The following is a 13624-nucleotide window of genomic DNA, read 5'->3' as shown; positions in this document are numbered from 1 at the left end:
TTACTCCCTCCCCCGGTAGCTCATGAGTGCGGCCAGCTGATCTGGGTCCAGCTCGGTGAGCCATCCCTCGCCTTCGCCCACCACGGCGCCGGCCAGCTGCGTCTTACCGTCCAAAATGTCCTGGATGGATTCCTCCAGCGTGCCTGCGGTGATCATCTTATACACCTGCACATTGCGGCGCTGGCCAATGCGGAAGGCACGGTCCGTCGCCTGGTTTTCCACCGCCGGGTTCCACCAGCGGTCCATGTGCACGACGATAGATGCGGCCGTGAGGTTCAGGCCGGTGCCGCCCGCCTTGAGCGACAGGATCATCGCCGGCGAGCCATCCTCGGACTGGAAGTCCTCCACCATCTGGTCGCGCTTGTTCTTGCTTACCCCGCCGTGCAGGAAGGGGATCTCGCGGCCGAGCTGGTCGCTTAGGTAAGGCTGCAAGATATCACCAAAGGCCTTGTACTGGGTAAACACCAGGAGACGCTCGCCGGATTCGGTGGCCTCATCCACGATGCGCATGAGCTCTTTGACCTTGCCGGAGCGGTGCTTTCCCTTGAGCACCACCGGTGAGTTATCGCCTAGGTAGTGCGCGGGGTGATTACAAATCTGCTTAATGCGGGTGAGTGAGGCCAGCACCAAACCGCGCTTATTGATGCCCGTCGCTTCCTGCAGGTCCTTTTTCACCTGGTTGACCAGCGCCTTATACAGGGCAGCCTGTTCGGTGGTCATGGATACGGTGAGGATCTGCTCGGACTTTTCCGGCAGGTCATCGATGATATTCGGATCCGTCTTGACGCGGCGGAGGATAAACGGCGCGGTGAGCTGGCGCAGGCGCTCGGACATTTCCTCGTCATTATTGCGCTCGATGGCCTTGGCAAAGTGATTGCGGAAAAACGAGGCGGTGCCCAGCACGCCGGGATTGCAGAAATCCAGGATGGAGCGCATCTCAGAGAGGCGATTTTCCACCGGGGTGCCGGTTAGCGCCACGCGGTGTTCCGAGGGCAGCGAGCGCACGGCCTTGGACGAGCGCGTCGCGGAGTTCTTGATGGCCTGGGCCTCATCGAGGACAACGCGCTGCCAGCCGACTTCGCCCATGTCATTAAAGTCGCGGCCCACGGTGCCGTAGGTGGTGATGACGAGGTCACACTCGCTGGCCTCCTTTAAAAAGTCCTCCCCGCGCGGGCGGCTGGGACCGTGCTGCACCATGACTTTGAAGTCTGGGACGAAGCGCTGGGCCTCGCGGGCCCAGTTGCCCACCACGGACGTTGGTGCCACCACGAGTGTGGGGCCGGTCTGCTCGCCGCGGTCCTTCTCCACCGCGAGGAGGGACAGTAGTTGGAGGGTTTTGCCGAGTCCCATGTCGTCGGCAAGCACTGCCCCAATGCCACTGCGCGACATCCAATACAGCCAGTCGACGCCGCGGCGCTGGTACTCGCGCAGCTCCGCATGGACGGATGCGGGAATCTCCACGCGCTCCGGGGCAACCTTGTCCACCCCGCCGAGCAGCGCCGTGTGCCAGGTGCTGCCGGTGAACTCGATGGGCTCTTGGGTCATGGACTCTAGCGCCAGCTCGCGCAGTTCGGCCACGGTGACCTGCTCGTGCTCCTCGCCGCCCTCGTTGAATTCTTGGCGGCGGCGCTCCACGTCCGCCATCAGGGCTTCCCACCCTGGTTGGTCGAGCTGCTTGGCCATCTCCGCGGAGGCGGCTAGCTGCTCGAGCTCCTTCTTTTTGCGCGCTATGGCCTTCTCCCGCAGCGCGTCCATGTAGCCGGAGACTTGGGAGACGACCTGCTTATCGGCCATGACCCACTTGCCGCGCAGCTGAATGAGGCCGGACTTGGAATTGACCAGGTCCTCCATCTCTTCCTCGGTCAGCTCCACATCGCCCACGGACATGCGCCAGTTATAGTCCACCAGCTTATTCATGCCGATGTGCTTCTTCGTGGCGGCCTCGGCCGGATCGCGGGCTTCGTGGGTTTCCAGCTTGGCCTTAGTCTCCATCTGCGCCCATGCTTTGGGCAGCATGACGGTCACGCCGCTGGCCTTGAGCTTATCCACCTCGTGGGTAATAAAATGGGTGAGCTGGTGGGTTTCAAGGTAGACGTCCCAGTCGCCGTCGCCAGGCTGCGGCAGCTGCGCGGTCTCCCCCAGCGTGGGTGCGATGCGCACGGCTTTGCGGTGAGCCTCGCGCAACTTTTCCACACTCGCCCTATCCAAACTCTGCGCCGACACCGGCCGCGGAGAATCCGTACCCGAACGCACCCGCACGCGCACTGGCCACTTGGCCGCATCCGGGTCGTCGTCAAGCGGCTCCTCCACGATATAGACCAGCTGGAGCTCAACCTCGTAGATGGAGTTCTTCCACTCATTGAGCCCGCGCAGCAGCTGCGAGCGCCCCCGTCGGATCGGCCGCGTATCGAGTAGGGCGCGGGCAAACTCGTGCCATGGCATCGGGCGCGGCGCCTCCGCCACGGGCCGCAGCTCGCGGAAGGCAATCCAGTGGGTGAGCTCATCGGCCATGTCATCTGAGAGTGCCCGGTTATTCACGTGCAAGATGCCCGGCGCGGCCGTCATCATCTCCGCGAGCCAGCCGCGCTCGCCCAAGCCCGAGGCCAGCTGCCACATGGGGAACCACTCATTGGCCTGGTAAGCCAGCCGGAAGGTCACGCGGCCAGCGCGCACGAACTTGCATAGGCCGCTGTAGGCATGGATCAGCCACTGGAGGTCCGGCGCGATGGTGGCGGGCGGCTTGTGGTTCAGGTGCTCCATTTGGGCAAGCGCCGCCACGGCCTCTTCGGGTCCGAACATCGCCATGGGCACCATCAAGGAGACATCCTTACCCTTGGGCGTGCGCAGCGATACCCGCGCTCGGTTGCGGAAGGATTTCTTCGCCAAGATGGACTCCACCGCTGGCGGGAAGGTGCCCTCAGGAACGGCATTGGGCATGACGATCTTGTGTCCTTCTACCTGTTCGATCCATAGACCTAGTCCCGTAACGGGGAGCCACAGTCCATGCACGAGGTAAGAAGCCATAGCCGCCAGCATAGCAGCCCATTTGATTTTGTTACACGCTCGTTATGTTCCACCCTTTTCCCAGTTGAACGACAGAAAATCGAGCCGGAGATCTATGCCACACCTGTATTTTCACTTGGGTTAACCTTGTGACCTCGTTAACGTGAGAATGTCATCACTCATCTACAAGGAGTACAACGTGCAAGATTCAACTTGGTACGTCATTGCGATGATCGTCTATCTTCTCGCAATGGCAGCCATTGGCTACTGGAGCTACAAGCAAACCGATCAATATGACGATTATGTTTTGGGCGGCCGTGGCCTGCACCCATTCGTAGCGGCCCTCTCCGCAGGCGCTTCCGATATGTCCGGCTGGCTACTCATGGGCCTGCCTGGCGCGCTCTTCCTCTCCGGCATGTCCGAGCTATGGATGGCCATCGGCCTGCTCGTCGGCTGCTGGGCAAACTGGAAGTGGGTCGCACCGCGCCTGCGCTCCTACTCGGAGATCGCGGCCAACTCCATTACCGTGCCGTCCTTCTTTGAAAACCGCCTGCACGATAAGTCCCGCCTGCTGCGCATCATCTCCGCAGCCATCATCATCTTCTTCTTTACCTTCTACGTCTCCTCCGGCATGGTTTCCGGCGGCCGCTACTTCGAGTCCACCTTCGGTGGCGACTACCTCACCGGCATGCTTGTTATCGCCGCGGTGACCATCTTCTACACCTTCGTCGGTGGCTTCTTGGCGGTGTCCTACACGGACGTCGTCCAGGGCGTGCTTATGTTCGTCGCCCTGATGATCGTGCCGATTATGGCAATCGTCTCTCTCAGCGATCCTGCTTCCATCTTCTCTTTCGCCAGCAATAATACCTACGGCACCGATGGCGTAGTGGAAAATGACAACTACTTCTCCATGTTCGCGGGCGTTTCCGCTGGCGTCATCATCGGCAACCTGGCCTGGGGCCTGGGCTACTTTGGCCAGCCACACATCGTGGTCCGCTTCATGGCGCTGCGTAAGCCTTCCGACGCCCGCCAGGGCCGCTTCTACGGCGTTACCTGGATGGGTCTGTCCGTTATCGGCGCTATCTTCGTCGCTCTCTCTGGCACCGTCTACTTCACCCAGACCGGCCACAGCATCACCGACCAGGAGAACTTCGAAACCATCTTCCTGGATATGGCGCAGGCCATGATGCACCCACTGCCCGCAGGCTTCGTCTTGACCGCGGTTCTGGCCGCCATTATGTCCACCATGTCGTCCCAGATGCTCGTCGTCTCTACTTCCCTCATCGAGGACCTCTTCCTCATCTTTGCTAAGAAGAAGCCCAGCGAGCAGGTCCTCATCAATCTCTCCCGCACCGCCATCGTCGCCATCGCGGTCATCGCCGCCCTGCTGGCTATCAACCCGTCCGATTCCATCCTCGGCCTGGTTGGATTCGCCTGGGCAGGCTTCGGTTCCGCCTTCGGCCCCATCGTTTTGCTGTCCCTGTACTGGAAGCGCTTCAATTCCACCGGCGCGATTGCCGGCATGGTAACCGGCGCCGTCGTGGCCATTGGCTGGGGCATGTCCCCGCTTTCTGACGTCCTCTATGAGATGGTCCCAGGCTTCTTCCTGGCCCTCCTCGTGGCCGTCGTAGTCACCAAGCTCACCAAGGAACCAAAGCCGGAGGTTGTTGCCGAGTTCGAAGAGGCCACCAAGCTGGCCAAGCTCGTGGAAAATAACTCCAACCTCGACTTTGAGGAAGCCGCAGAAAAGGTCACCGATAAGTAATCGGAACCAACGCGGACTCCTCGCAGTCCAATAGGACATGAAGTCCTATTACCTGGCCGCGCTATCATGCATCACCGTTCTCATCGGCGCATGGTATGCGTGGCCTTTTCCGCGTTTTGACGTCACCACGCTCCCCTCCCGCCCCGAAGCCGCCGGCTACAACCGCGAAGACTTCGGCATCTGGCAGCCCCATGGTGCCTGCACCACCCGCGAGGTCATTCTAGAAAGCCAATCCAGCGAACCCCTCCACGCCTGCCACGCCCGCAGCGGGACTCTTTACGACCCCTATAGTGGCACCACCATTCCCGCTACCTCGCCCATTGAGATCGACCACATCTTTCCCCTCTCCGCGGCCTATGACATGGGCGCTTCCGAGTGGGACCGCGAGACCAAGGTCCGCTTTGGCAACGATCCGCTCAACCTCGTAGCCACCAGCCGTGAGCTCAACCAAGAAAAGTCAGACGCCCTCCCTGCGGAATGGCTACCTCCCGCCAACCGCTGCGATTATTCCCGCCGCCTTGCTGACATCGCCCGAAAGTACTCCCTTCCCCTCCCTTCCAAGGACGTGCGGGCGATGCAAAGGCAATGTCGGTTAGCCGTACTCACCGGAAATTGATTAGGGTTGACGTGGCAACTTTCCGCGATTGAAGGGTTCTTTCAATGACTTCTTTCCTTGTATTCCTCCACGTGGCCGCAGCCATTCTATTGATCGGCCCAGTATGCGTATCCACCTCCAGCTTCCAGACCCAAATGGCCAAGGCAGCACAAGGCGACCACGCAGCGCTCGGCTCTGCTCGCGTCCTGCATAACATCACCAATACCTACGGCTACATCTCTGCCATCGTGCCTATCCTCGGCCTCGGCGTATTCCTTTCCGATATCAGCGCTTACAAGTCCGAAGTGAACTTCCACATCGCCATCTTGGTTGCCATCGTCGCATGGTGCCTGCTCTTCTTCGTCATTCTGCCAAAGCAGAAGAAGGCAATGGCCGCCCTCGAATCGACTCAATCCTTCGACTACGCGGCAGCTAAGAAGCCACTGTCCGCATTCGGCGGCGTATTCAACCTCCTGTGGATCATCTGCCTCATCCTGATGTACGTCAACTTCTAAGTGGCCTTCTAAAAAGCCATTTACTCCTCTGGGACAGTGTCTTCACTGTCCCTCTTTTCGTTTTCCAGCTCTTCCTTCAACTTTTGTGCATCTTCGTGCGCATTTTCTCGACGCCGCCGCGTCGCCTGCGCCACAGTCTGCGCCCACCTCCGATTCTTCGGCGCGAGCGGTCCGCTGGCTTCGTCATAGACCCAAGTCGAATCTTCAAAGAGCCAGACGACGTCCCCGCTAATCGGGTCCTTGATATAAAACGCCCGCCCATCAGTCTTGATGTTGTGGTGATGTTGACACAGGCAGGTCAAGTTTGCCGCCGAAGTAGGTCCTCCGTCAGCGAAATCATGCCGATGATCCATCTGGGAAGCCATCGCCGGCCGCGTACATCCGGGCCACCGGCAGGTCCCGTCCAGCCCTTCCACAAAGGCGCGAATATGCGGCGGCGTGACGTAGTTTCCGCTTTCATCTTGTGCCGCCTTCTCCATGTCGCGCACGGTCGTGGCCCGCGATTGCATGTCATCGGCCACCTCCGGCGAAACCCAACCCAAGCTTTGGACGAAGGCGGGAGCATCCGGCAGATCGCAGCGGTACATATTGAGCACCACCTTCGCCTTGGCTTCGGCCTCTCCGGTGAGCAACTCGACCGCAGCCTGAGCCAAGGAGATGTCCTTCTCCGTCGCCACACCGCGAATATTTCGGTCGATGATTTCGGCAGTCTCTAAGCCCACGTCGAGGCACACGGCGGCCCACTCCCCGCCCGTAGGCTCGAGGTGATAGGACTCCTTGCGCCGCGGATCGCGTGCGGCGATGGTGGGATCAAGGCGGACAATGAGCTCCCGCAGCTTTCGCCGCAGGTTGCGATGGGACGGTAATTTTTGGTTGGGGCGTTTGGGGGTGAGGTAGGTGGTTAATTCGGCGTCGATAAGCAGGCGTTTTTCGGTGTCAATCTCGCCTAACTTGGACAGCGTCTGGTCAATAGTAATTAAGCGGTCTAAATCTAAGTGGTAGTGCTCTTCCTGCCGGGCTTTAAGGCGCGGCAGCTCCTGCAATCGTTCAAAGGCGAAAATAATATTTCTAATTCGGGACTGCCGTGTTCCGGTGAGATCCGACAGTGATTGGCTAATTATTTCGATATCGTCATCCGGGTCTGGATGCAGGCGTTTCCAAAGGAGGTATTCGGCCTTGCGAATGTCTGTTGCTGCTTGTGATGTGGAATTTGCTGGATTGGTATTGGCAAAGTAGGGCGCATTCATGGACTTCCCCCGCAGAAGTTTCTCTAGAACATGTTTGCGCTTTCAGTATACAAAACGCCTCCGACACACTACCCCCGTTTATAGTAAAACCGCAGGTCAAAAGGCACGAAAAAATGGGCCTCCGAAGAGGCCCATTCAGTCGAAAATGCTAGTCTCGCCAGCGTCCTCCGCGCTTGCGTCCGCCGCCGTGGTCACGGCGTGGCGGGCGGCCGGTGTCCTTTTGAATCTTGATCAACTGGCCGGAAATGCGGGTATCCTTCAGGCGATCCAGCACTGCCGGGTCGAGGTTCTTTGGCAGGTCAACCAGGGTATGGCCGACCGCGATGGTGATGCGGCCGAAGTCCTTGGCAGACAGGCCACCCTCGTTGGCAATAGCGCCCACGATGGCTCCCGGTCGCACATTTTGCCGCTTGCCGACGTCCAGTCGGTACGTCTCAAAGTCTCCGTCCGGCCGCTTTGGGCCGCGACCCTTACCGCCGCCCTTGAAATCGCGCTTGCGATCGTCGCGGCGGTCGCGGTCGCGCTTCGGCTTGGGAAGCGGCTTATCTTCCATCAGGAAGTTCTTGCCGCCCTGCAGCATGACGGCGAGGGCTGCGGCAATGTCATCCATGGCCGCGTTATTGTCCTCGGAGTACTTGCGCACCAAGGTGCGGAAGAAATCCGCCTGCTTATTGTCCATGGAGTTGGTAATGGACTGCGCGAACTTTTCCTTGCGCTTTTCGTTGACCTCATCGACGGACGGCAGGTCCATCTCTTCCAGGCGGGCGTTGGTCACGCGCTCGATGGAGCGCAGCATGCGGCGCTCGCGCGGGGTGACGAACAGGATGGCTTCGCCGGAGCGGCCCGCGCGGCCGGTGCGGCCGATGCGGTGGACGTAGGACTCGGTATCGTTCGGGATATCGAAGTTGACCACGTGCGTGATGCGCTCGACGTCGAGGCCACGGGCGGCGACGTCGGTAGCCACGAGGATGTCTAGGCGGCCATCCTTGAGCTGGTCGACGGTGCGCTCGCGCTGCGCCTGCGCAATATCGCCGTTGATGGCGGCGGCGCTGAAGCCGCGGTCACGCAGGGTCTCGGCCACCTCTTCGGTCTCGTGCTTGGTGCGGCAGAAGACGATGATGGCGTCGTAATTGATGACCTCGAGGATGCGGGTGAAGGCATCCATCTTTGCGCGGTGCGGAATGAGGAGGAAGCGCTGCGTGATGTTGTCATTGGTGCGGCGCTCCGACTTCACCGTGACCTCGGCGGGGTTGTCGAGGTACTGCTTAGACAGGCGCCGGATAGCGTTCGGCATGGTGGCCGAGAAAAGCGCCACCTGCTTGCGATCCGGGGTGTCCTCCAGGATGCGCTCGACGTCTTCCTGGAAGCCCATGTTCAGCATCTCATCGGCCTCATCGAGGACGAGGAACTGCAGCTGGGACAGGTCCAGCGAGCCCTTCTCCAGGTGGTCGATGACGCGACCCGGGGTGCCCACGATGACCTGCGCACCGCGGCGCAGACCGGATAGCTGAATGCCATAGGCTTGGCCACCGTAGATAGGCAGCACCTCGACACCCTTGAGGGACTCGGCGAAGGACTGGAAGGAGTCCGCCACCTGCAGGGCCAGCTCGCGGGTGGGAGCGAGCACTAGGGCCTGCGGATGGCGGGCCTTGGTGTCAATCTGTGACAGAACCGGCAGCGCGAAGGCTGCGGTCTTGCCGGTACCGGTCTGGGCGAGGCCGACGACGTCGCGGCCTTCCATCAAGATCGGGATGGTTTCTTCCTGAATGGGGGACGGCTTGGTGAAGCCTACTTTCGCAACGGCCTCCAGAATTTTCTCTGGCAGGCCAAGATGCGCGAACCCCTGGGAGTTGTCGTTGGCTGAGTCTTGGGACTCAGCGCCGGTGTCCTCAGAAGTATTCGCAGCCCTGGTGTCCTTGGTGACACCTTGCGAGTTGTCCTGAGATTCCGACTTATTAAAATCTTCCGGCTCGTTGACGCCGCCGGTGGCGTTATCGGTAATGCTCATTGCTTCACCAACCCTACGCGATTGCCGCCCCAAACTCCATATCCTAAGCGCCCGCGACGAAGGTGCGGTAGCTCAGTGGCATGCCTGGCCGGTAGGCCAAGTGCACGGCGCTGGGGGCGTCGAGCACGTGCAGGTCCGCGGCGGCGCCCTCCACGATGGTGCCCTTAGCGGGGCGGCCCTGCGGGTCGAGGCCATTGCCAACGTTGTGGCGGCGCAGGGCGGTCGCTCCGCCGGTGGTGGCGGCGTGGATGGCCTCATCGACGGAGAGGTGTTGCTGCAGGACCGCGGTGGTCACGCAGTAGTTCATCGAGGAGGTATAGGACGTGCCGGGGTTGAGGTTGGAGGCGATGGCGAGGGTGGCGCCGGCGTCGAGAAGCGTGCGGCCCGGGGCGAGCGGCTCGCGAGTCGACAGGTCACAAGCCGGCAGCATGGTGGCCACGGTATCGGAATTGGCCAAGAGCTCTACGTCCTCGTCGCTCAAGTGGTTGACGTGGTCTACCGAGGCGGCGCCCAGTTCGACGGCGAGGGCAACGCCCGGGCCCTCGCCCAGCTGGTTGCCGTGCACGCGCAGGCCCAGGCCCAACTTCTTACCGGCCTCCAACACGCGGCGGGATTGCTCCTCGTTGAAGGCGCCGCGCTCACAGAAGACGTCGATCCACTGCACGTAGGGGGCAACGCCTTCGAGCATGGGGCCAACGACCTCGTTGAGGTACTCCTCCGCGTCCGCCCCCGGCGGGACCAGGTGCGCACCCAAGAAGGTCACATCATCGACGTGGCGGGAGGCTACCTTGGCGGCCTCCACCTCGGACTCGGTGTTAAGGCCGTAGCCGGTCTTGGTCTCGAAGGTGGTGGTGCCACCGCGGCGGCCAGCGGCCACGCGGTCCGCCACCAGCTTGTCCAGGCGGTCGGTGCCGGCCTGGCGGGTAGCGTCCATCGTCACGGCGATGCCGCCTGCCTCATAGGAACCGCCGGAAATGCGGGCCTCGAATTCGGCGGAACGGTCACCGTCGAAGACCATGTGGGTGTGCGAATCTACCCAGCCGGGCAGGACGGCGCGGCCGCCCAAGTCCACCTTCTCGTCGGCCGCCGGCGCCTCGGAGGCTGGGCCGACCCAGGCGATGGTGCCGGATTGGGCGATAATGGCGGCGTCGTTAAGCGTGCCACGCTCGCTGACCGTACGGAGTTCTGAAATGCCGGTAAAAAGTGTGCTCATCTAGTCCCTTGCCTTGAATTCCATCGGAATGCGGACGCCGCGATCGTCGGCGACCTCCTTCGCGCGAGTGTAGCCGGAATCGACGTGGCGGATAACGCCCATACCCGGGTCATTGGTGAGCACCGCGCGCAGCTTGGCCGCGGCGAGCTCGGTGCCGTCTGCAACGGTAACCTGGCCGGCGTGGATGGAGCGGCCCATGCCCACGCCACCGCCGTGGTGGAGGGAAACCCAGGTAGCGCCGGAAGATACGGCGGTCATGGCATTGAGCAGCGGCCAGTCGGCCACAGCATCGGTGCCATCGAGCATGGCCTCGGTCTCGCGGTACGGAGAAGCCACGGAGCCAGAATCCAGGTGGTCGCGGCCGATGACGATCGGCGCCTTGATCTTGCCCTCGCGGACCAGGTCATTAAAGAGCAGACCAGCCTTGTGGCGCTCGTTGTAGCCCAGCCAGCAAATGCGTGCCGGCAGACCCTCGAATTCGACGTATTCTTCGGCGGCGTCGAGCCAGTTGTGCAGGTGCTCGTTGTCCGGGAAGAGCTCCTTGAGCGCCTGGTCGGTGACCTTAATATCCTCCGGGTCGCCGGAAAGCGCGGCCCAGCGGAAGGGGCCCAAGCCCTCGCAGAAGAGCGGGCGGATATAGGCCGGAACGAAACCCGGGAACTCGAAGGCGCGCTGGTAGCCGGCCTTGCGGGCCTCATCGCGGATGGAGTTGCCGTAGTCAAAGACCTCGGCGCCCTCATCCTGGAACTCGACCATGGCCTGCACCTGGGCTGCCATGGACTCGCGAGCCTTCTTGGTAAAGGTGGTCGGATCTGCCTTGGCCTCGTTGTGCCAGTCTTCCATGGTGATTTCAGAAGGCAGGTAGGACAGCGGGTCGTGCGCGGAGGTCTGGTCCGTGACGATGTCTACGGTAAATTCCCCGGCGCGCTGGCGGCGCAGGATCTCCGGGAAGACCTCGGCGGCGTTGCCCACGAGGCCGACGGACAGGGCCTTCTTGTTTTCCTTGGCGTCCAAGACCAGCTTGAGGGCCTCGTCGAGGTCGGTGACAACCTCATCCAGGTAGCGCTTGTGCTGACGACGCTTCAGGCGGGTCTCGTCCACGTCCACGATGAGGCAGGCGCCGCCGTTGAGGGTGACGGACAGCGGCTGTGCGCCGCCCATACCACCGCAACCGCCGGTCAGAGTGAAGGTGCCGGCCAGGCTGCCACCAAAGCGCTTCTTAGCCACGGCCGCGAAGGTCTCGAAGGTGCCCTGCAGGATGCCCTGGGTGGCGATGTAGATCCAAGAGCCGGCCGTCATCTGGCCGTACATCATCAGGCCCTCGTCCTCGAGCTTGCGGAAGTGCTCCCAGTTAGCCCAGTCTCCCACGAGGTTGGAGTTAGCGATGAGCACGCGCGGTGCCCACTCATTGGTCTTCCAGATGCCCACCGGCTTGCCGGACTGCACCAGCAAGGTTTCATCGGATTCGAGGTCCTTCAAGGATTCTACGATGGCGTCAAAGGCTTCCCAGCTGCGTGCTGCGCGACCGGTGCCGCCATAGACCACGAGGTCCTCGGGGCGCTCGGCAACCTCGGGATCGAGGTTATTCATGAGCATGCGCAGGGGCGCTTCGGTCTGCCAGGACTTGGCGGACAGTTCGGTTCCGCGCGGCGCGCGTACTTCGCGTGGTTGAGACATGGGCTTCCTTTCGTCGTGCTTTTCTGACGCCCTCCCAAGCCCCCTAGGCCGGTGTCCCGGGGCTGTCCCCGAGGGCTCGTTTGGCGTCACACGTCACAACTTACTGTGAGTCACATCTATGTAACAGGCCACACAAACCCGAACTGTCTCGCATATGAGACACCCGCGGGATGATCTACGATGGCCTGCATGCGCCGGTTCATCCCCCTCCTTTCCGTGGCCCTCCTCGCCGCTTGTTCCACCCCCGCCGAGGAACCGCAGCCACCCCACTATGTAGCGTTGGGAGATTCCTATGCGGCCATGGGCTCGACCACACTGCCGCTGGATCCGCCCAATACCTGCGTACGCGCACAGGATTCCTACCCCGAGCTCGCAGCCAAGGAGATGGACGCGGAGCTCAGCAATGTCACCTGCCAGGGCGCTAGCACCCTCGACGTGCTTTCCTCGGCCGGCGAGCACCCCGCCCAGGTGGACGCCCTGCGGGAAGACACCGACCTGGTGAGCCTATCCATCGGCGGCAATGACGCCAGCTTCGTGCGCCTTACCCAGTGCGCCACGGACGATATCTGCCAGGCGGAATCCGGCGCGCAGATTGACTTAGAAATCCGCGATCTGCCCCGCCGGCTCGACAAGGTCTACGAGGAGATTCACCGCCGCTCCCCCGATGCGAAGGTCCTTGCCACCGGCTATCTGCCATTGATTAAGCCTGAAGAGACCTGCCCCTACATAGAAAAAATCCCGGCCAGTGACCGGGAATGGTTGGCCGCCTCCATCGAGCGCATCAACCAGGCGGTGCGCGAGGCCGCCGAGCGCAACGGGGCTACTTACGTGCTTGCCGACGCCGCCCTCGACCACACCGCCTGCTCCCCCTCGCCGTGGGTGGACTTTACGGGAAAGGACACCAATTCCTTTCCCATGCACCCCACCCACGCGGGCCAGCAGGCCATGGCCCAGGCGCTACGCGCTGCCCTCTAACCCGGCGCGCGCGGTGTCATCGGAACCGGGAACACGCATCTCAAACCGCTCTGTGACCACGGTGTAGTCAAAGTAACCCATGCGCGCGATGGGCTTAATCTTGAGGATGTCCAGCTTGCCGTCCTCGTCGATGACGGATTCATCGATGTGAATGGTCTTGACATCCGCCACCACGAGATCGATGGTGCCCACCTTGGAATTGCCTGGCACGCGCAAGGTGGTCTTGTACTGACACTCGAACTTCACTGGCGATTCCTTCACCATGGGAATGCGGTGGTTGTCTGCATATTCCTTGGTGACGGAAAGGCGGTCCCATTCGCTTTCGCCATAATCGAGTACCTGGGCCGACTTATTAACTTCCTCGCGCAAGTCATAGGTAGCCATATTCCATACGAACCAGCCGGTTTCCTCGGCATTGAGGACCGTGTCCTTGCGGCGACCATCCGGGTACTGGTTAGCCGAGAACATCACCATGGGTGGATCGAAGGTGAGGTTTTGCCACTGGCTATAGGGGGCGATATTTTCACGACCTTGGCCGTCGACGCTAGAGAGCCAACCAATAGGTCGTGGCACCGTGCTCGCCTTAAAGGGCGAAAATGGCAAGGGGTTAGGTTCGGTCTGTGGAT

At 61.5% G+C, this 13624-nt stretch carries 10 protein-coding genes; 4 read left to right on the top strand and 6 right to left on the bottom strand.

Translation table 11 applies throughout. The features are described 5' to 3' along the window. The gene (locus tag QP884_RS01745; protein WP_284820401.1) at positions 1–3036 is read right to left on the bottom strand and encodes a DEAD/DEAH box helicase; all 3036 of its coding nucleotides are present in this window, start codon (positions 3034–3036) and stop codon (positions 1–3) included. A gap of 166 nt (positions 3037–3202) precedes the next feature. Between QP884_RS01745 and putP the strand changes: the two genes are divergently transcribed. Genes putP through QP884_RS01730 form a run of 3 tightly spaced genes read left to right on the top strand, consistent with a single transcriptional unit; the run spans position 3203 to position 5878 of the window. Next, positions 3203–4768, top strand: a complete 1566-nt coding sequence (gene putP / locus QP884_RS01740; protein ID WP_284820399.1) for a sodium/proline symporter PutP — start codon at positions 3203–3205, stop codon at positions 4766–4768. A 37-nt stretch (positions 4769–4805) separates the two neighbouring features. Then, positions 4806–5384 carry an HNH endonuclease family protein gene (locus tag QP884_RS01735; RefSeq protein ID WP_284820397.1) on the top strand — a complete coding sequence of 193 codons (579 nt, stop codon included), beginning with the start codon at positions 4806–4808 and terminating at the stop codon, positions 5382–5384. A gap of 44 nt (positions 5385–5428) precedes the next feature. Beyond that, positions 5429–5878 carry a DUF2269 domain-containing protein gene (locus QP884_RS01730; RefSeq protein ID WP_284820396.1) on the top strand — a complete coding sequence of 150 codons (450 nt, stop codon included), beginning with the start codon at positions 5429–5431 and terminating at the stop codon, positions 5876–5878. Between the two features lie 20 nt (positions 5879–5898). Here the strand turns inward: QP884_RS01730 and QP884_RS01725 are convergent, their stop codons facing one another. The 4 genes from QP884_RS01725 to QP884_RS01710 all read right to left on the bottom strand — a co-directional run bounded on the left by QP884_RS01725 (position 5899) and on the right by QP884_RS01710 (position 12023). Next, on the bottom strand, positions 5899–7125 hold the full coding sequence (locus tag QP884_RS01725) for an HNH endonuclease signature motif containing protein (RefSeq protein ID WP_284820395.1): 1227 nt from the start codon (positions 7123–7125) through the stop codon (positions 5899–5901). Positions 7126–7273: 148 nt separating this feature from the next. Next, complete coding sequence (locus tag QP884_RS01720) at positions 7274–9133, bottom strand: DEAD/DEAH box helicase (protein ID WP_250409338.1); 1860 nt, start codon at positions 9131–9133, stop codon at positions 7274–7276. 43 nt (positions 9134–9176) lie between these two features. Continuing rightward, positions 9177–10346 carry an imidazolonepropionase gene (hutI, locus tag QP884_RS01715; protein WP_284820392.1) on the bottom strand — a complete coding sequence of 390 codons (1170 nt, stop codon included), beginning with the start codon at positions 10344–10346 and terminating at the stop codon, positions 9177–9179. Beyond that, positions 10347–12023 (bottom strand): urocanate hydratase, encoded by a 1677-nt coding sequence (locus QP884_RS01710; RefSeq protein ID WP_284820391.1) that lies wholly within the window; start codon positions 12021–12023, stop codon positions 10347–10349. A gap of 189 nt (positions 12024–12212) precedes the next feature. Between QP884_RS01710 and QP884_RS01705 the strand changes: the two genes are divergently transcribed. Next, positions 12213–12998, top strand: a complete 786-nt coding sequence (locus QP884_RS01705) for an SGNH/GDSL hydrolase family protein (protein WP_284820389.1) — start codon at positions 12213–12215, stop codon at positions 12996–12998. Here the strand turns inward: QP884_RS01705 and QP884_RS01700 are convergent. Continuing rightward, positions 12981–13571, bottom strand: coding sequence for a flavin reductase family protein (locus QP884_RS01700; RefSeq protein ID WP_284820387.1), 591 nt, complete (start codon positions 13569–13571; stop codon positions 12981–12983). The genes QP884_RS01705 and QP884_RS01700 overlap by 18 nt on opposite strands. Positions 13572–13624 lie beyond the last annotated feature (53 nt).

This window comes from Corynebacterium tuberculostearicum (assembly GCF_030229345.1).
In the GTDB taxonomy this organism is placed as follows: Bacteria; Actinomycetota; Actinomycetes; order Mycobacteriales; family Mycobacteriaceae; genus Corynebacterium; species Corynebacterium tuberculostearicum_G.
Note: the sequence above shows the minus strand (reverse complement) of the source record. Positions and strands in the feature narration are given on the sequence as shown.

Bases quoted from the DNA above. Each gene is read 5' to 3' on its own strand.
- QP884_RS01745 (WP_284820401.1), bottom strand. From the start codon at position 3,036: ATGCTGGCGGCTATGGCTTCTTACCTCGTGCATGGACTGTGGCTCCCC.
- QP884_RS01735 (WP_284820397.1), top strand. From the start codon at position 4,806: ATGAAGTCCTATTACCTGGCCGCGCTATCATGCATCACCGTTCTCATC.
- QP884_RS01730 (WP_284820396.1), top strand. From the start codon at position 5,429: ATGACTTCTTTCCTTGTATTCCTCCACGTGGCCGCAGCCATTCTATTG.
- QP884_RS01725 (WP_284820395.1), bottom strand. From the start codon at position 7,125: ATGAATGCGCCCTACTTTGCCAATACCAATCCAGCAAATTCCACATCA.
- QP884_RS01720 (WP_250409338.1), bottom strand. From the start codon at position 9,133: ATGAGCATTACCGATAACGCCACCGGCGGCGTCAACGAGCCGGAAGAT.
- hutI (WP_284820392.1), bottom strand. From the start codon at position 10,346: ATGAGCACACTTTTTACCGGCATTTCAGAACTCCGTACGGTCAGCGAG.
- QP884_RS01710 (WP_284820391.1), bottom strand. From the start codon at position 12,023: ATGTCTCAACCACGCGAAGTACGCGCGCCGCGCGGAACCGAACTGTCC.
- QP884_RS01705 (WP_284820389.1), top strand. From the start codon at position 12,213: ATGCGCCGGTTCATCCCCCTCCTTTCCGTGGCCCTCCTCGCCGCTTGT.